Origin of the sequence: Dyadobacter flavalbus (genome assembly GCF_006149045.1) — a bacterium.
GTDB lineage: Bacteria > Bacteroidota > Bacteroidia > Cytophagales > Spirosomataceae > Dyadobacter > Dyadobacter flavalbus.
In genome coordinates this window covers 65,552-84,609 of sequence record NZ_VBSN01000071.1, presented here as the reverse complement: position 1 = coordinate 84,609, position 19,058 = coordinate 65,552, and the positions used below count along the sequence as shown (strand labels likewise).

Below are 19,058 nucleotides of genomic sequence, written 5' to 3'. Positions count from 1 at the left end.
AAACACCGCAACTTTAAACATCATGATAAAGCAACACCATGAACTCACCCGGCGTGAAATGATCGGACTTACCGCTATGGCCGGCGTCGCAGCATTGACCGGAACCACATTCGCTGCCCCTCCGCAGGCTGCACCGAAACGGCCCCGCATCGCCTGTCTTGTAAGCTACTGGGGCGCTACAAGGTCCCATGCAGACTGGATTATAGCGAAATTAATGGACGGTTACTGGTGGGAAGGCGCCCACACTCCTTCTCGCGTGGATGTGGTTTCCGTTTACATTCATCAGTTTGAAACCAGCGGACTGGGCCAGAAAATATGCAAATCAAAGAACATCCCGATTTTCAGGACTGTGGGCGAAGCGGTAACGCTGGGCGGCAAGGAACTTGCAGTGGATGGCGTCGTCATCGTCGGCGAACACGGAGAATATCCGACCAATCTGAAAGGACAATGGCTGCTGCCGCGCTGGTGGATTTACCAGCAGGTTATCCGGGTATTCGAGCAGAGCAAACGCTCGGTACCGGTTTTCAACGACAAGCACCTTTCATACAGCTGGGACGAAGCCAAATGGATGTTCGACAAATCCCGCGAGCTGAAATTCCCTCTGACCGGAGGCTCTTCCATCCCGACGTACTTCCGCAAGCCCGAAGTAGAACTGGACATCGATACGCCAATCAAAAATTCAATCGTCGTTGGCGGTGCACCGGATGAAGGTGCCCTGTTCCATTGTGTTGACGTACTTCAGTCTTTTGTTGAACGCCGCAAAGGCGGCGAAACGGGCGTCAGGTCCGTGCAGTGCATCCGTGGTCCCGAAACATGGAAGTGGACCGAACGCAATCCATGGGCCGGCAAGCTGCTGGAATCGGTACGGACAAGCTTTGATTTGAAATCAGGGCATTTTCAGGAAATTGAAAAACCAAACGTCTGTATTGTAGAATATAATGATGGTACAAAAGCAGCGGTGTATTCCGGGCAAGGCGTGGGCTGGACATATGCCGGCGAAATCGAAGGGCGCAAAGATCCGGCGGTTATATCCATGCTGGGCTGGCCGGGCCCGTTCTCGCAATATCACGCCTCCAACTCGCAACCGCACTGGATTACGGAGATGATGGTGACCGGAAAGGAACCGTTCAACGCGGAGCGGCTGCTCCTTTCCACGGGAATAACAAATTGCAACATGGATTCGAACTGGGAAAACGGCCGTTACTCCGACGTCGGCCGGCGCATCGAAACGCCGTTCATGAACATGACTTACCGCTCTGCACGCGGTCCGCAGTTCAGCAAAGGCGAACGGCCGCCGAATGTGCCGTACATGCGGGGCTTTGACGAATAGCAAATTCAGCACCATTCCGACCGCACTGCAAACCAGCCTTTCAGGACAAAAACAAATATGCGCCGCCTGCTTCTGCTTTAAAAAACAGCTTTAAATTTGTGTACCAAAACATGTACACAATGGCAATTATAGAAACGACAAGCAGGCAATTCAGGGAAAGGCAAAAAGATTTCTTTGATATGGCCGACAAAGGTGAAAAAGTGGTGATCAGAAGAGGCCGCAAGCAATCCTATGTGCTTACTCCGGTTTCAGAAGAGGACTTGTATTTCACTCCTGAAATGATCCAGCGTATCCAGGATGCACAGCAGGAAATCAAGGAAGGCAAATCCACTGTCATCAGAAGTAAAGATGATCTGGACGCATTTTTTGACAACCTGTGAAATACATTCTTGTTTTTTCGGATAAAGCAAAAGAAGATCTGAAGTTTCTGAAGATGTATGAACCTCAGGCATATAAGAAAGCAAGGTTATTAATTGAAGAGCTTACGGAGCATCCCAAAACAGGACGGGGAAAACCGCAGCTTAAAAAACATAACCTTGCAGGATTATACGCCAGAAAGATTACTGACAAGCACAGACTTCTGTATTCAATAAATGAACAAACCATAACTGAAGATATTATTTCCTCCAAAGGTCATTACAACGACAAATAGTACATGGTGCTTTTGTACTTTTTGTGAGATTAACCCCGCGAAGACGAAAACAAAAAACGAATGAAACGCAGAGACGTTATTAAAAGCCTGACACTCCTTCCGGCAGCCGGAAAAGTTCTTCCGGCACAATCTATTTTATACAGCGCGAATGCCGGAAATATGTTCCCTTCATCTGTTCAGGGCAAGCCTATGCCCGATCTGCACCGGGAAGCATTTGTCATGGACGGGCATACGCATGTAATGAGCCGCGAAATGGTGCTGAAAACCGACATCGGCCAGCGTTATCCGGATGGAACGGTCGATCTTCCGCGGGCAAAGGAAGGCGGACTGGATGCCATGTTCTTTTCGGTTTATACGCCTGAAAACTATTATCCCGGAAGATTTGAGATCAAGAATACTTTCCGAGTAGTCAACCTTGCACTGGATCAGATCAAAAAGAACAACGCGGTCATCGAACTGGCTCTGACGGCTTCCGACATCGAACGGATCAGTAAAAAAGGAAAAATAGCTGCTTTCCTCGATCTGGAAGGCGGTTATGACCTTTATGGCGACCTCGATCTGCTGCGGGCGCTTTACAAACTTGGCCTGCGCTCCATGCAGCTGACGGCTCACGGTACGACCAATGCTTTTATAGATGCCTGCAACGATGTATACACATGGGGCGGAATCAACGATCACGGAAAAGCGGTGATCCGGGAAATGAACGATCTGGGTATGGTCATCAATGTGGCCCATGCTTCCAACGACGCCATTATCCAATCGGCTGCTGCCAGTCGGCATCCAGTCATTTACAGTCACGGCGGCTTTTACAAAATTGTGGATCATCCCCGCTGCATTTCTGATGAAGCTGCAAAGGCCATTGCTGCAAAAGGTGGCGTTATCGGGGTTCATTTCGGCAGCCTTTTCAACAATCCGAAATACTGGGCATGGCAGAAGCCGAACAATCCCATCCGAAAGCAGCCCGATCCGCAGCCCAAAACGCCCCGGATCTTTAACGAACAGGTTACTGCAAAGACTATTGAAGACGTAGACAAGGAGTTTGCACGCGAACTTCCGTTTACTTTCAATGGAACCATTCCCGACGAGTACTGGATGCATGTGGACCAGCTGGCCAAAGTAATTGATTACGGCGTAAATCTGGTTGGTGAAGACCATATTGCGCTGGGTTCCGATCTGGACGGCGGCCCCGAACTGCCGCGTGAAATCAAAGACATCAGCGACTACCCGCAGATCACCATAGCCATGCAAAAACTGGGTTATACCGATCAGCGTATCAAAAAAATCCTGGGTCTGAACTGGTTGCGCGTGATCCGGAAGGTGACGGAGGGGAAGTGAAGAACGAAGGATGAAAGGATTGAAGGAGGAAGGGATGAAAGGATTAAAGGAGTAAAGGAGTAAGAGAGGAAAGGATTGAAGGGAGGAAGCTGTAATTTTTTGTTCTGAAGAGGTGTACGGTTTGGAGCGGATTGTTCATTTCTGGACAGTCTGGATGCTGAAATATTGTATAACTTATTGACTGATAGATTTTTAAAAAACCGGCATGAATATTTGAGCTGGCGTTGGCAAATGCAATGTTTTGTGGTTATAACCTTCTTGCCATTCTGAACGGTATAGTACGAAGATTGTGTTTGTCAACCTTTCACCAAATGGATCATGATCGGCAGCTACTTTAAAACTTCGGGGCGCAGCCTGATGCGCAACAAACTGTTCTCATCCATCAATATGGCTGGCCTTGCAATCAGTATGTCGGTCGGGCTGCTGCTGATTGCATTTGTGCTTGATCTGCGTTCGTACGACAGGTTCCACAAGAATGGCAAACGGATCTACCGCATTACGAACGTGGCCACTTTCAACGGTGAACAAGGCAGCGGCAGATACGCTTCCACATCCGTGAAAACCGGAAAGCTTATCCGGGAAAAAGTTGCCGGTATTGAAGAAGTGGTGATCCTGCGCAATGATTTCCGGAAGGATGCGAGAGTTGGAGACCATGTGCTTCCCGTCAAAGGTTTCTGGACGGAACCGTCTTTTTTCCGGATATTTACATTTCCCATGCTGGAAGGCGATCCTGAAACGGCATTGCGCGACCCCTACTCCATCGTTCTTACGGAAACAGCCGCGAAAAAGCTGTTTGGCAACCAGTCTGCACTGGGCAGGGCCGTCAAATTTGATACTTTGGATTATCAGGTGACCGGTGTGATGCAGGACGTTCCTTTCTTCTCACATATTCAATTCGAAGCACTTGTATCGTTTGCTACGGCCGAACAAACAGGCAAAAACGACAAACGTTTCGGGGACTGGACCAATATGTTTTCAAACGCTGTGTACGTGCTGCTGCCGGAAAACGCAGACATTGCAAAATCGGTCCAACTGCAACTTGACTCCATTGCCGGAGCAGAAAATCCTGCTGACGAAAACACCAGAATCCGGCTCGAACTGCTTCCTTTATACCAGATCGTGGTCGGAGAAAGTCTCCGCTCCGGCTCCATGAGCGGCTCTGTCGGTCCGCATATGCCCCCGGTCGTACTCTGGATACTGGGCGGACTTGCATTCATTGTAATCCTTTCGGCGTGTTTCAATTATACCAATCTTTCGATTGCACGTGCCATGCGCCGCTTTAAGGAAATTGGTCTGCGCAAAGCCATAGGCGCCCGGAAAGGGCAGATATGGCAGCAGTTCCTGACCGAGGCAATCCTGATTTCCGTAGCTGCATTGCTACTTTCCTGTTTTATATTTCTTGTATTGCGGCCGCAGTTAATAAACATGGCTCCCGAAATACAGCATACGGTAAAGCTGGATCTCACTCCGTTAACGGTCGTTGCGTTTATTGTTTTTTCAATTGTCGTAGGTGTTATTGCCGGATTGATGCCCGCCCTGTTCTTTTCCAAAGTCAGTCCGATGCATGCGCTCGGGAACGCTTCTGCGGTGAAAGTATTCAAACACGTTACACTCCGGCGCGCGCTGGTGGTGATTCAATACGCCGTCACACTCATTTTTATTACCACAACAGCCATTGGCTATGTACAATACAGAAATATCCTTGCGTTCGATCTGGGGTTTAGTACAGAAAATATTCTGAATATTAATATGCAGGGCAACAAGCCGGATGCACTTTTTAAGGAGCTGAGTGAAATGCCCGAAGTAACCGGACTGTCACGGTCGCTGATAACCACCGGCGTGGGAAACGCCTGGGGCGGCCAGATGAAATACAAAGATTCGCAGGACTCAGCCCTGGTCATGACCAACCATATCGACGAAAACTACTTGCCGCTGCATGGATACAAACTCATTGCCGGCGGAAATTTCATGGCGCGGCCTGCCACTGCGGAAGCTGTAAGTGAAGTGATTGTCAACGAGCAGGTTTTAAAACGTTTTAACATGAATGTCAACGATCCTCAAAAAGCAATAGGCGAAGAAATTACATTCAGCAGTTTCAAAATAAATGGACGCAGGATGAAGATTGTCGGCGTCATGCAGGATTTTCATTACGGGAAAGTCGAAAATCTCATCGGGCCGGTAGCATTCATGCCGTGGACACCCGAAGACGGGGTAATTATAAATGCCAAAATCAAAAGTACGGATATGCCGGCAACATTGGCCAAAATCAAATCTGCATGGAAGAAAACGGACCGTGTACATCCATTTAAAGCGGAATTTTATGACGAGGCGATCGAAGATGCTTACAGTGAATTTTCTACTATGATCAAGATCATTGGCTTTCTTTCGTTCCTTGCTGTTTCCATTGCTTCCATGGGGCTGTTCGGAATGGTGGTATTCACAACCGAGACGAGGCTGAAAGAAATCGGCATACGGAAAGTAATGGGTGCCAGCCCGGGCAGCCTTGTTTATTTACTGAGCCGGGGTTTTTTACTGCTGCTCTCCATATCGGCACTTGTAGCACTTCCCGTGACTTACCTTTTCTTTGAAAACATCGTGCTCGTCCATTTTCCCTATCATACACCGGTTCAGATTTTCGAGCTGTTCGCCGGCCTGCTCGCGGTATTACTGATCGCATTCGTCATGATCGGTACGCAGACGATGAAGGCAGCGAGCAGTAATCCGGTGGAGGTTCTCAGGAGTGAATAAAAGACGGAATGAATGCCGGCTACTTATCCTTTTTATACGCTTGGCAACCGCAAGTATGCACCTTTATTGATCCTGATTTTTGTTTTTCAGAGTAAGCGATTTAAACTGCCGCGTCAGGTCCGTAAGGGATTTTTCAACGCCCATTCTTTCGAGGGATGATGCCCCGACAAATCCCTGCGCATCCGTTCCGTCCAGTACGATGCGCACATCTTCCGGCGTATTGACCGGGCCTCCGTGCGTCAGAAAAAATATATCCGGATTGATTTCCCGGGCTGCTTCTATGATCTTCTGGGTACGCTCCATGGCGTCATCCATGGTGCAGGAAGCACCGGTAACACCAATGGAACCGCCGACCGTCGTTCCGACGTGGGCGATTATGGCATCTGCGCCGGCCTCTGCCATTTTGATGGCTTCTTCGGGTTTGGCAACATAAACGATTGTAAACAGATCCATTTTGGAAGCAATGCGGATCATTTCCACTTCTTTGTCAAAGCCCATGCCTGTTTCTTCCAGAACTTGCCGGAACTGACCGTCCACAATCGAATGCGTAGGAAAATTGTTCACACCTGAAAAACCCATTTCTTTTACTTTCAGCAGATGGTGCCACATTCGTCTGCGCGGATCAGAACCGTGAACGCCGCATATCACCGGAATTTCTTCCACAACCGGCAACACTTCAAATTCACCGATACTCATGGATTCCGCATTGGCATCGCCATAGGCCATCAGCCCAGCCGTGGAACCATGACCGGCCATTCTGAACCTTCCGGAATTGTATATAATGATGAGGTCCGCCCCTCCTTTTTCAATGAATTTTGCGCTGATACCCGTTCCGGCACCCGCTGCGATAATGGCTTTACCCTGATCCAAAGTGGCTTGCAAACGGTCTCTGACTTCCTGTTTCGTGTAAGGATTTCCTTTATTGGTCCAAGGATTCGGCATAATGCAAAATTATGGTTTATATGTTATGGTTTGTAAATTTCCTGCTGGCTATTTCCTGCTGACCGGCATCATAGCCAGCAGCCTCGCCACCAGCTCCACTGCAAAAACCGTATCGTTGATGTTTGCGTCCACTTCCACAATTTCTGCTTTCTCGTCGAGATTTTTCTTTATCGAATCAAATAAAATACGGTCCGCTTCCGGATTGTAAAATATGCCGCCTTCCGAACCGATCTGGGATAAACCTTTCAATGGCATCACAACGGCAACAGGTGCTGACGAGCGATTCAGTTTCTGAGCCAGCGTCTTGCCCAGAATCCGGTTTTCCTCTTCATTCGTGCGCATCAAAGTTACATCCGGCGCCCAGCTATACAAATGCCGGCCCGTAAACTTCTGCGGAACGGTATCCGGATGCGCAAAATTCACCATATCCAGACAACCCGGAACGACAACCTGCGGCAATCCTGTTTCGGTTGCCGCTTCCAGCCGGTGCGGCCCGGCACTGCAGATGCCGTCGCATAAGTCATCGGCCAGTTCCGTTGTGGTAATGTCCAGCACTGCGCTGAAAACACCTTCCCGGATAAGCGATTCCATTGCTCTTCCTCCTACCCCGTTTGCATGAAAGGCCAGCACTTCATATCCGTGCATTTGCAACAGTTCCGTGCATTTATCCACGCAGGCCGTTGTGTTCCCGAACATACTGACGGCGATTGTTCCGGCTGTAACCACTTTTTCACTCACCACGACATTGGACATGGCGCAAATGGCTTCTGCTGCCTGCGCGACCAGCACCTGAATGACGCTGTTAAGCCCGGCCACATCCACAACGGACGGAATGAGCGTAATATCTTTGTTGCCGATCTGACGGGAAAGGTCCTTGCTGGCAATGGTGGAAAGGCAGATTTTAGGAATGCCGAAAGGGATTTCCTGCATGGAAGCAAGTGCTATGTATGTACCTCCGCCGCCGCCCATTCCGATGGCTCCTTTTACAAGCTTTTGCGCAACCAGTCCGGAGACAATCCTTGCGGCGCCTTTTCCCATCACGTCCATGGCATGTCCGCGGTCACGCTTGCTACGCAGTTCTGTAATGCTCTCGCCTCCTTCCAGCGCCACCGCATCGCATTCGAAATCGACAGGAAACAATGCAGTACTTCCCATAACGCCTGTATTGATGGTCAGGACCTTTTCACCGCGTGCCGCAATACAATCATACAAGTAAGCAAAAACTGCTGCTTTTGTATCAAAACAGCCAATGATCAGAACGGACTTTGTTAATGACGACATAAGTTAATGGTTGAAGCAGGCAATCGGGTTGAAATTAATCAATGAATCTGTGAAAATGACTTTAAAGTCGGGTTAAAACAACCATATCGAGCAGAACTGGCCTTTCCTTATGGGAAAATAAGCCGGTAAATCCGCCACCTGCTTGCCTGTATAACCATCAATAAGCCCTTCTATCCCGAAGGAACGCCCGTCCGGAAAGCCCTGACTTTTGATACCGGCCGCTTCCAGACAAAACAGTTGTCAGTTTTTTTTCCGCAGCATTAAATCCGGGATTGTCTTTTTGGGAGGAAGGGAAGAAAGGAGCAAAGGAAGAAGGGAGGAAGGAGGAATTAAACTGTTGGCTTGTTTTTCAGGACCTGAATTTCTGCTTCCAGCTTTTGGATGTAATCATTTTGGGATTGAAGTAAATGCTGTATTTCCTGCTCGGTGAATCTTGGTGTAATGTGTTGCGGGCAGTTCCAGTCGTAGGCTTTGATGTGGAAAACCAGCATCCGTTCGGGCCGGAATTTATAATCTTCTGGTTTTAACAAATCGTAGAGATCAGGATTGTCGCTGATCTCTGCGATTTCTGCTTCTGCATACATTTTTAGCCGGGCCTGCATCGGGTATGAGACAAGAATCAGCGAAACCCTGGGATTTTTCATGATGTTCCCGACCGATATATACTGCCGGTTTCCGCTGAAATCAACAACACCAAGCGTTTGATCATCGATTATTTTGATAAAGCCTTTCGGTCCGCCGCGGTGCTGTATGTAAGGAAATTCATTGTCGCCATGCGATGCCATGTAAAAGCTGTCCATCTGACGGATGAAACCGACCTCTACGGCGGTCAGGCCATCTCTGAAACTCATTTTCTCCACTCGTTCGTAAGTACTTCGGCTGCCGAGTCTTTGCTGAATGGCTTTGATTTCGTCGGTAAATGCAAGCTTTGCGTAGTTCATGGCAGTTTTGTTTGTAACAGGCCCGGTTCTATTTATAGCGACTGAATTTGTCGGATCATCTGGTTCGTAAATCCCCACTCGTTGTCGTACCATGCCATTACTTTAACCAGGTCGCCATCCACAACCCTTGTCATTTCCAGATCGACAACTGCTGCAAACGGACTTTTGACAATGTCCGTCGAAACGAGCGGCTCTTCGGTTACGGCAACTACTTTTTGGTACCGCTCCGTCGCCGCTTCTTCGGTCAGGATCCGATTGATTTCTTCCACGGTGGTGGCACGCTCGGCAATGAACGTAATATCGGAAATGGAACCCACCGGAACCGGCACGCGAACGGCAATGCCATCAAACTTGCCTGCATATTGCGGCAATGCCTTGGTGGTGGCTATGGCAGCTCCCGTTGCGGCAGGTGCCAGGTTTATGCCTGCGGCGCGGCCCATGCGCGGCTCTCTTCTGGAAGGCGCATCCACAAGCGTTTGGGATGCGGTATAAGCGTGCGTGGTGTTCAGAATGGCTTTTCTGATGCCGAGCCTGCGGCCGAGAATCTCAATAACCGGACTGATGCTGTTGGTCGTACAGCTTGCACAGGAGAAAATGGAAACCTTGCCTTCTTCGGTATTGACGCCGTGCACGACGGTCGGTGTATCTTTGGTCGGGCCGGAAATGACAACGAATGCGGCACCGGAGTGGATGTGTTTCTCGGCATCGGCGCGGTTGGTAAAAAAGCCTGTACTTTCGATTACTACTTCTGCACCCAGTGCTTTCCAGGGCAGGTTTTCGATTTCGCGTATGCTGTGGTATTTAACGGGTTTGCCGTCGATGAGGAGGGTGTCGCCTTCGACTTTTATATCTTTCTCGTATTTGCCGTAATTGCTGTCGTATTTCAGAAGATAAGCGGCATTTTCAATGCTCATCAGATCATTGACGCCCACCAGTTCGAGGTCATTGCTTTCAAAGATGATTTTCAGTGCAGCACGTCCGATACGGCCAAAACCATTAATTGCTACTTTTTTCATGATGTTGTTTTTTGAGTTAAAAATCGCGTTGATTTCATGTCTCAAAGTTGCATCATCCGTAAATGCTTTTGTTAGGCAACAATTCCCGTTCTGTTGGCAATATTTCCCTGTTGCAGCACGGGCTGCTCCTGTTGCTCGCGGTAATGGCCCGGCGACACGCCTTCTTTGCTTTTAAAAAAACGGCTGAAAGTCTGAACGTCGTCATAGCCCAGCTCGTAAGCAATTTCCTTGATGGAAAGGTTGCTGTAATTGATCTGACGACGCGCATGCGTCATAATCCGGTCGTGGATAATGTTCAGCGGCGTGCGTGATGAAACGAGTGAAAAAAGATTGGAAAGTGTTTTTGGGGACTTGTTGAGCTGCGATGCATAAAATGCCACGTTGTGATGGACAGTAAAATGCTTGTCGACCAGATAATTGAATTCCCTGATGATTTCACCCTGTGTTCTGTCGATTTTATGGAAATTGCTGGATTGCCGTAATTTCCTGACCGAAAGGATCAGCATCCGTTTAAGCAGGGCCTGCAGCATGTCCTGCTGCAGAATGTCGCTTTTCTGCATTTCGGTTTTGAAAAGTTCCCAAGTCAGTTCAAAGTCCCGGATTTCAGCTTCTTCTATTGAAATAACCGGGATGCCGTTTGCACCGAAAAACAGCAGTCCTTTGCTGCCAACTTCGTTGTCGTGGTTTACGACGCAGTAAAAAGGCTGGTTAAACCGGATCATCCTCGCGGACTCGATTTCAATTTGATCAATCCGGTGAAATTCAGTCAGAAAGATGATCTGGTTTTTGCCAAGCTGAAAAGGGACTTTATCCACGGTGATATCCATGCGTCCGGCAACATTCCAGATGAGTGTCATATCCGTTTCGCGCACATCGCAGGCTAGTTGACTATTGGCAGGATCAAGCTCGTAAAGACTCAGGATTTCGTTCGAATTCTCAAAAACCATCTTTTTGTTATTTTTATCAAAAATAGGTTACAGAACCGAAATGTCAAGTTGAAAACAGGCCATGCGCCTGCCCTTTCCCGTTACAATCCCGGTCAGTACCCATGACCGGGATCTTTGCTTAAAGACTTTCATTAAAGCCTTTTTACACTATTCTGCATGCGCCGGATCATTTTTGCGGTATGCCCAGTAAAAAATCTGCGGCAAAACAGTGAATGACAAAATCATACAGATCAGCAGTCCGCCTACGATCATAATGGCGAGCGGTTTTTGGATTTCGGAACCCATGCCGTTGGAAAGTGCGGCGGGCAGCAGTCCGAGCGAACCCATCAAGGCAATCATGATAACCGGCCTGATCCTTCCGTAAATGCCGTCGGAAATGGCCTGCCTGAGCGGTAGCTTGTGCAAAAGATTGTCCTTCATGACATGCACCAGAATGATCCCGTCAATCGTACAGACCCCGAACAGAATGATGAAACCGATTCCTGCCGAAATGCCGAAAATAGTATGCGTAACCCACAAGGAAATAAAGCCGCCGATGAATGCAAATGGGATGGTAACCAGCGATATGAGCGTATCTTTTGCATTTCCGAAATTCATGTACAGCAGGAAAACGATCATTACCACCGCCGCCGGGATAATCAGTGCCAGCTGCTGCGTGGCGCGTTCCTTGCTTTCAAATTCACCCGCCCATTCCACTTTGGTGTTTTTGGGAAAATTTACATTGTCTTTCACTACTTTTTGCGCCTCGGCAATCGTACTTCCCAGATCGCGGCCTTCGATACTGAAACCGACACCGATGTAGCGGCTGCTGCCTTCTCTGTAAATAAATGCCGGGCCGGTTCGCGTTCCGATCGCAGCAATTTCCTTTAACGGCACCTGATGGTCATCAAGCGACGGGATCAGAATGTTGCCGATCTCTTCTTCCGTATTCCTGTATTTTTCCTGATACCGAACGGTAATGTCAAACATCCGGTCATTTTCGTAAAATACCGAAGCCGCTTTCCCGCCGATCGTCATTTCAATCACCGCCTGCGCATCGGCCATGGCCACGCCGTGCCGCGCCATACGGCCTTCGTCCAGTTTGATGTTGAGCTCCGGCAAGCCTATGTTTCTGTAAACCAGAATGTCGGCGATGCCTTCCACGTTTTTCAGATTGGCCGCTACTTCATCCGCCTGCGCTTCCATATCCACAAGATTGTCTCCGAAGATTTTAACCACCAGCGAACTTTTCACCCCGGCCACGTATTCTTCCACATTATCCTGAATAGGCTGGCTGAACCCGAGCGTAATTCCCGGAAACGAAGCAAGTACCTGCTTCATCTCGGCCAGCAGCTGTTCCTTCGTGATCTTGCGTTTCCATTCCTTTTCGGGTTTGAGCTGCAAGTGGAATTCGTTGTTGAAGAAACCCGTCGGATCGGTACCGTCATTGGGGCGGCCCGTCTGGCTCATGACAAAACTTACCTCGTCGAACGAGCGCAACGTATCCCGCAGCGCATGGCCGGTTTTCACGGATTGTTCCAGGTTGATGCTGTTGGGCAAAGTAGCGCGGACGTAAATGGCGCCTTCATTGAGCTTGGGAATAAATTCGGTTCCATAGCTCATGAATTTTCCTGCGCAAACGGCAAACAACACGATAAAACCGATCATGACCAGTCGCTTGTGCCGCTCGCTCCACAGGTAAAGCCTGAAGATGTTGTTCCGGAAAAAATTCACGACCGGATTATTGATCTCGCGCACATTGCTTTTGAGCAGCACCTTGCACATGGCAGGCACAAAGGTAAGACTGAGGATCAGCGAGCCGACCAGCGCATAACCCAATGTAAATGCCAGCGGTGTAAACATTTTCCCCTCCACTTTCTGGAATGAAAAAATGGGAAGCAATGCAACGATCAGAATAATTTGTGCAAAGAAGATATGCGGTGCTACGTGCTTGACACTGCGTTTCATCAGGCCGAGCTTGGACATCTTATTAAACCGGTCTACGCCCAGTTTCAGGGAAGTCCGTTCCAGATCGACGTATATTTTTTCCACTATCACCATCGTTCCTTCCAACAGCAGCCCGAAGTCAATGGCACCGAGCGAAATCAGGTTGGCCGGCAGCCCCTGAATGCGCAGCATGGTGATGGCAAACAGGAATGAAAGCGGGATCACCAGCGCTACGGTTACCGTCGTGCGCCAGTTGAACAAAAACACAAAAACGATCAGCGACACCAGCACGATTCCTTCGGCAAGGTTGTGCGTGACTGTATTGACGGTTGCATCCACCAGTTCCGTACGGTCAATTACCGGAATGATTTTGACGTCTGCAGGAAGAATGCGTTTGTTCAGATCGTCAATAGTACTTTCCAGCCGGGCAATGACTTCGCTCGGATTTTCACCGCGCAGCATCACGACAACACCTTCCACCAGATCCTTGTCTTTGTCCAGTCCCACTTGTCCGAGCCTTGGCTTGGCGGTAATTTCCACGTCGGCCACCTGCTTCACCAGCACCGGCGTATTGCCTTTGACGTGGATCAGAATGTTTTCAATATCCTTAACACTTTCCAGAAGCCCCATCCCGCGCACTACATAAGCCTGATCGCCCTTCTGGATTACGTCTCCGCCGACATTGACGTTGCTTTTTCCGACAGCTTCAAAAACATCCAGCGGCGTAAGGTTGTACTGTGCCAGCAATGCCGGGTTAACCCTTACTTCATACATTTTTTCCTCACCGCCAAAGCTGGCGACGGTTGCCACGCCGGGCACGGCAACGAGCTCACGCTCAATAACCCATTCCTGCAATGCGGTCAGTTCCTTGATCGGACGCTCGCTTTTAAGCACATAACGGAAAATTTCACCCGTCGCACCGTAAGGCGGTTCTATTTCGGCTTCGGCTCCTGCGGGCATTTCGATGTTCCGAAGCCGCGTGGATGCGTATTGCTGCGCATAGAAATCTTCCACGCCATCTTCAAAAAGGACCGTCACCACAGACAATCCGAAGAGTGAAATGGAACGGACCTGTGATTTTTTCGGGATCGTGTTCATTTCCTTCATTACAGGCAGCGTAATGAACTTTTCGATTTCCTCCGCACTCCTGCCGGGCCACTGCGTAATGATTCTGGCGCGGGTATTGGTCACATCCGGAAATGCTTCGATCGGCGTGTTGATGTAACTTACCACGCCCACAACGGCCAGAACAGCCGTCATGAAAAATATGATCATTGTATTCTTCAAAGAGAAGGCTACAACGCTTTGTGTCAGTTTTTGCATGAAATTTCTTTATTTATCCTGTCCGAGGACTTCGGAAAACAACAGGAGCTGATTTTTAATGACGATCTTCTCTCCTGCCGCGATACCGTTTTTGAAGAAGAGCCGGTCGTTGTCTTTTACGTCGGCCTGTACTTTACGGGGTTCAAGGGAATTGTCCGGTTTCTGGATCAGCACATAATTTTCATTGTTGTGCAGGATCAGTGCGCTGGCGGGAATGCCTACGGCCAGCTCTTTCGACTGACGTGTTACGACGGCTTCAATCGTGAGCCCGGGTTTCAGTTTCAAATCCTTGTTTGCCATTCTGATTCTTGCTTTCAGAACGCGTTCCTGCGGGTCAAAAACCTGAGAAATGTCGGAAATGGTGCCTTCGAAAAAATCGTTCGGATAAGCCTTGGACTTGATGACCGCCTTCATTCCTTTCTGTACAAAGGAAAGATCAACGGCATATACATTGGCAGTCACCCACACTTCCGACAGATCCGAGATTGTGAAAAGACCGGCATCGCCGCTGCTCACCTGCGTACCTTCGGAAATATTGTATTCGACGACGTAGCCGCTTACCGGCGCTTTGATCTGGAATACGCCTTTTTCCGAACTTGCGTTGTAGAGCGACAAATTGGACTGTATCTTTTCTATTTCCGACTGCAGGATTTCCGTTTCACTCTCGGCTTCCACCAGATCCTTGTCGGACGCAATGCGGTCCTCGAACATTGATCTGACGGACGACAGTTTTCGTTTTGCCACGGCAAGCTGCGCTTCAAGAACCCGGCTCTGTGCATTCAGTTCCGAGAGTTCGCTGCTGCGCATTTCGGCCAGAACCTGACCTTTGGCAACGCGGTCACCAAGGGAAACGGACGATCTGGTTATGGTTCCCGTTACAAGGCTTGCATACCGGACAACCTGATTGGGATTGTACTCGATCTGGCCGGTAAGCCGGATCGATTCGGTGACCGGCTCAATGACGGCGGGATACGTCGTTACATTTGCAGGCTGATAGGATTTACGAGGTTTTTCCGTTGCAGGTGCCTCTTTTGGTTCATAGCAGGACGTCATCAGCATGGCAGCGGCCATGACCGTGATCAGAGGAAGGTTTGATTTTAACATGTTTGTTTCAGGCTTTTAGTCTTAAATCTCCGCTCCGGTTGTGTAAACGAGCGTTTCGCGGCTTTGACGCAGTTGTTTGATGGTGGTAAAAATCGTTCGCTTGTTGGAAATATAAGCTTCGAAGAAATCCAGATATTCGACCAGATTCACGTTTCGCTGTGTGAAATACCGTGTGTAGGATTCCAGGACATTGTCCAGCTCGCTGCTGTACGCCGGATCCAGACTGCGGTAGGCGGCAAGGCTGTTCTGCAAATCGCGGAATGCGGCCGTTACCTCGGTTTCGATCTGCTGCACCTTTTGCTGCGCCTGCACGTCCGACTGCTCCATGCCAATCCTGCTTTCCAGGATATTTCCCTGATTCCGGTTAAAAACGGGCACATCGAACTTTAATCCAAATCCGAAAAAATTGAGCAGGAAGTTACCGCCGCGGTCATAATTGATACCTGCATGTACATCCGGCCTGCGCTGGGCGTATTCGTAGTCGTACTTTTTCCTTGCCCAATCCTGCTGCATGAGACTGATCCTGCTGTCAGGTCGATTAGCCAGTGCTGCAGCCGTGAGATCATTCAGTGCAAGCGCGGACAATGCTTCGGTATCGGGCACTTCCGGCGTTTCAAATACAAGGTAACTGCCTGCCGGTGTGTGCAACAAAACGGCCAGATCTTTCTGAAGGCTGTTGATCTGCATCTGCGATTCCACCATTTCCTGACTTAGTTCCAGTTTCAGCGCACGCAGCCGGAACAGCTCGGGTTTGCTTACATTCCCTTGTTGGTACTGACTTTCAAAAGAGGTCAGCAAACGTGTTACGGCAGTCTGCTGATTAGCAAGTACGGTATGTTGGGATTGCCGGAATGCCAGCTCAAACAGGTTTTCACGAAGCCGCAGCTTCATTTCACGGATCAGCTCGGAAAAATATTCCGCGGCCATATCGCGCGATACCGATTCGAGTGCAATGCGTTTGCGACGTTTTCCGCCTGTTTCGATCAGCTGCGAAAGCTCGGCCGTGAACTCCCGGTTCCTGCCGAAATTCCCGAACAACGGCGGGATCGTTTCCCCGGAAGACAGCTGATTGCGCGTCGTCCACAAATTGACTTCGTCCAGACTGAACTCGGGATTAGGCCAGAGTTTTGCCTGAATAATGGAAGCTTCCGCCTGGCGGATGCTCAGTTTTTGCGCGATCAGATCCAGGTTATTGCCCAGAAACAATGCTTCTGCTTCTTTTTGACTGATTCTTAAAGTGTCCTGTGCAGACACCGTTAACGAAATGGTAGAGGAAGCCAGCGCGAAGAATGCTATGATGTAAACCTTCACACAATGTCTGTTTATTGAAGGCACAAAACTAGCCGCGCAACATTAGAGCGTTCTTTGAGCTACATTAAAAGTAAATGAGAAATCAGAATCCGATGCTGATCGTGGTGCCTTCACCAACCTTTGACGTAATCCGCAGGCTGATGTGATGGTTTTCCAGGATTTTGCCGGAAATGCTCATTCCCAGACCATTTCCTTTTTTTCCGAATACATTTCCGCCCCGGTAGAAAGGCTCGAAAATATGTTTCAAATCTTCTTCCCCGATCCCGATTCCCCGGTCCCGTATCTTCATCAGCAGCCGTTCTTCCACTTGTTCCAGCGAAATATCAATGGGCTTGCCTTCCGAAAACTTGGCTGCGTTTTCAACCAGATTGTAAAGTGCGATGTAGATCTGGGTCGGGTTGCAGACATACGTGAGCACATCCGTCCGGCCTTCAGGCAGTTTCCAGTGCAGATTTGTTTTGGTGTCCGGGTATTCCGAACTCAGCTGGCCGAGTACTTCCCAAAGAATTTCATCCATCCGCTGTTCACCCGTCATCTCCGGGGTATGTTTTTCAAGATCAGCCAGGATCAGCAGGTTTTCCAGGATTTTTTCCAGTCGCTCGGCATCGTGCAGTACATCGCGGCTTACAGATTGGTATTCATCAATGGACCTTTCCCTGTTCAGCAAAACTTCCAGATCACCCACAATGGCCGCGAGCGGGCTTTTCAGTTCGTGCGAAGCGTGGCTGATGAAATTTTTCTGAATCTGAATGTTCTGGTAAGATTTATCCAGCATGGCATTGAACTCCTTAAAAAGATCTTCCAGCTCGTCGCGGGTCTCGGGATAAGTGAGCTGCTGCCGCTGCCGGGTGACATCCAGCGACTTTACCTGTTCAATGATATGCCGGATCGGCGAGTAAGCGATTTTGGATAACGTATAGCTCAGCGCCACGATCACGATAATCCCGATCACGAGCGCAGTCAGCAGAATTTTCAGGAACTCGTTTTCCTGTGCGTTCAGCGTGGGATTATTGGCTTTGATAATGACGCTGAACGCACCCTGATTGTCGCGGTAATAAATGGCATAATAATACAGGCTGTCTACTTTGAAACTGTAACTTTCGCGGTCGCGTATCGTTTTAAGGATCTTGATCGTAATGTTTGTGTCCGGATCGGCTTCACCAAAATGGATGTTACCCGTTTTGTCGTACAAACGGATTTCCTGATTTGCCGTGGCGGTCAGGAATTTCTCCTCAATTCTTTTGTACTCCCGGGAGGTTACTTCATCTTCTTCCAGATAAAACATCGCCGTTAGCGAAGCCTTCCGTGCCAGTTCCTCGAAAAAGATATTTTCCGCGGATTTGGTAAAATTAAAATAGATCAGTGCCGATGAAATGGTGAATACCAGACTGAAAATCAGGGAAGAAACGAGCGTAAGCCTGTGCTGGACTTTCATTTTGGTGCCGAGATCATGTAACCGCGCCCTTTTACCGTTTTGATCAGTTTTTCAGGAAAATCCGCATCGATTTTGTTGCGCAGATAAGAAATATATACATCGACTACATTGGTATACGTATCGGACCCGGCACCCCAAACAACCTGCAGGATCTGGCTTCTGGTTACAATTTTGTTTTGATTCTCAATCAGATAAACCAAAAAACGAAATTCTTTTACCGATAAAACAATTTCCTTTCCGGCCCGCAGCACGGCGTTGGTATCCAGGTTCACTGTCAGGTCGCCGCAGGAAAGTGCATTGTCCTTGGAATAATGCAGTTCGTAACGCCGCCGCAACGCATTGATCCGCGAAAGCAGTTCAGGAAAATGGATCGGTTTGGTCAAATAATCGTCTGCGCCAAGGTCGAGCGCTTTGATCTTGTCTTCGGATTCACCCAAGGCACTCAGTATCAGGACCGGCGTATCCATTTTTCTATACCGGATCAGTTGCGTGAGCTGAAAACCGTCCATATCGGGCAGCATAATGTCGAGGATAAACAAATCCCAGGTTTCATCCTGAATCAGGCGCCTTGCTTCCAGCCCATCGCGGGCAATCTGGACAAAATAGCCTGCTTCCTGCAAACCTTTCACCAGAAAACTGCCGATCCGCTCATCGTCTTCGACTATCAGTATTCTCATACAGGCATTTTTAAAGAGGAATTTACTTGATCAAACATGCAGTGCATTCGCTTTTTTCGTCAGTTGCTTTCATGTACGGAGCGGCAGCCA

Annotated in this window: 15 protein-coding genes; 5 read left to right on the top strand and 10 right to left on the bottom strand. The window is 49.0% G+C overall.

Annotation, left to right across the window (positions count from 1 at the left end):
• The first annotated feature begins 22 nt into the window (after positions 1-22).
• The 5 genes from FEM33_RS23465 (at position 23) to FEM33_RS23445 (ending at position 6,065) form a co-directional block, all read left to right on the top strand.
• The gene (locus FEM33_RS23465; protein WP_201747832.1) at positions 23-1,330 is read left to right on the top strand and encodes a hypothetical protein; all 1,308 of its coding nucleotides are present in this window, start codon (positions 23-25) and stop codon (positions 1,328-1,330) included.
• Positions 1,331-1,449: 119 nt separating this feature from the next.
• Positions 1,450-1,710, top strand: coding sequence for a hypothetical protein (locus tag FEM33_RS23460; protein ID WP_139014414.1), 261 nt, complete (start codon positions 1,450-1,452; stop codon positions 1,708-1,710).
• Entirely contained in the window at positions 1,707-1,982 is a 276-nt protein-coding gene (locus FEM33_RS23455; protein ID WP_139014413.1) for a Txe/YoeB family addiction module toxin, read from the top strand. Before FEM33_RS23460 ends, FEM33_RS23455 begins: the two co-directional genes overlap by 4 nt.
• A 60-nt stretch (positions 1,983-2,042) precedes the next feature.
• A complete protein-coding gene (locus FEM33_RS23450) occupies positions 2,043-3,317 on the top strand; it encodes a dipeptidase (protein WP_139014412.1) in 1,275 nt (424 codons plus the stop codon).
• A 318-nt stretch (positions 3,318-3,635) separates the two neighbouring features.
• Entirely contained in the window at positions 3,636-6,065 is a 2,430-nt protein-coding gene (locus FEM33_RS23445; RefSeq protein ID WP_139014411.1) for an ABC transporter permease, read from the top strand.
• Between the two features lie 63 nt (positions 6,066-6,128).
• Here the strand turns inward: FEM33_RS23445 and FEM33_RS23440 are convergent, their stop codons facing one another.
• From FEM33_RS23440 to FEM33_RS23395, 10 genes are all read right to left on the bottom strand, one after another.
• Positions 6,129-7,007, bottom strand: coding sequence for a phosphoenolpyruvate hydrolase family protein (locus FEM33_RS23440; protein ID WP_139014410.1), 879 nt, complete (start codon positions 7,005-7,007; stop codon positions 6,129-6,131).
• Positions 7,008-7,055: 48 nt separating this feature from the next.
• The gene (locus FEM33_RS23435) at positions 7,056-8,288 is read right to left on the bottom strand and encodes a Tm-1-like ATP-binding domain-containing protein (protein WP_139014409.1); all 1,233 of its coding nucleotides are present in this window, start codon (positions 8,286-8,288) and stop codon (positions 7,056-7,058) included.
• Positions 8,289-8,617: 329 nt separating this feature from the next.
• Positions 8,618-9,229: a pyridoxamine 5'-phosphate oxidase family protein gene (locus FEM33_RS23430; RefSeq protein ID WP_139014408.1), complete on the bottom strand. Its 612-nt coding sequence runs from the start codon at positions 9,227-9,229 to the stop codon at positions 8,618-8,620.
• Positions 9,230-9,261: 32 nt separating this feature from the next.
• Complete coding sequence (locus FEM33_RS23425; protein WP_139014407.1) at positions 9,262-10,245, bottom strand: type I glyceraldehyde-3-phosphate dehydrogenase; 984 nt, start codon at positions 10,243-10,245, stop codon at positions 9,262-9,264.
• Positions 10,246-10,316: 71 nt separating this feature from the next.
• Positions 10,317-11,192 carry a helix-turn-helix domain-containing protein gene (locus FEM33_RS23420; RefSeq protein ID WP_139014406.1) on the bottom strand — a complete coding sequence of 292 codons (876 nt, stop codon included), beginning with the start codon at positions 11,190-11,192 and terminating at the stop codon, positions 10,317-10,319.
• 147 nt (positions 11,193-11,339) lie between these two features.
• Positions 11,340-14,441 carry an efflux RND transporter permease subunit gene (locus FEM33_RS23415; RefSeq protein ID WP_139014405.1) on the bottom strand — a complete coding sequence of 1,034 codons (3,102 nt, stop codon included), beginning with the start codon at positions 14,439-14,441 and terminating at the stop codon, positions 11,340-11,342.
• 9 nt (positions 14,442-14,450) lie between these two features.
• Complete coding sequence (locus FEM33_RS23410; RefSeq protein WP_139014404.1) at positions 14,451-15,545, bottom strand: efflux RND transporter periplasmic adaptor subunit; 1,095 nt, start codon at positions 15,543-15,545, stop codon at positions 14,451-14,453.
• A 21-nt stretch (positions 15,546-15,566) separates the two neighbouring features.
• Positions 15,567-16,856: a TolC family protein gene (locus tag FEM33_RS23405; RefSeq protein WP_161597216.1), complete on the bottom strand. Its 1,290-nt coding sequence runs from the start codon at positions 16,854-16,856 to the stop codon at positions 15,567-15,569.
• Between the two features lie 82 nt (positions 16,857-16,938).
• Positions 16,939-18,291, bottom strand: coding sequence for a sensor histidine kinase (locus FEM33_RS23400; protein ID WP_139014402.1), 1,353 nt, complete (start codon positions 18,289-18,291; stop codon positions 16,939-16,941).
• Positions 18,288-18,968, bottom strand: coding sequence for a response regulator transcription factor (locus FEM33_RS23395; RefSeq protein ID WP_139014401.1), 681 nt, complete (start codon positions 18,966-18,968; stop codon positions 18,288-18,290). The genes FEM33_RS23400 and FEM33_RS23395 overlap by 4 nt, the downstream gene beginning before the upstream one ends.
• Positions 18,969-19,058 lie beyond the last annotated feature (90 nt).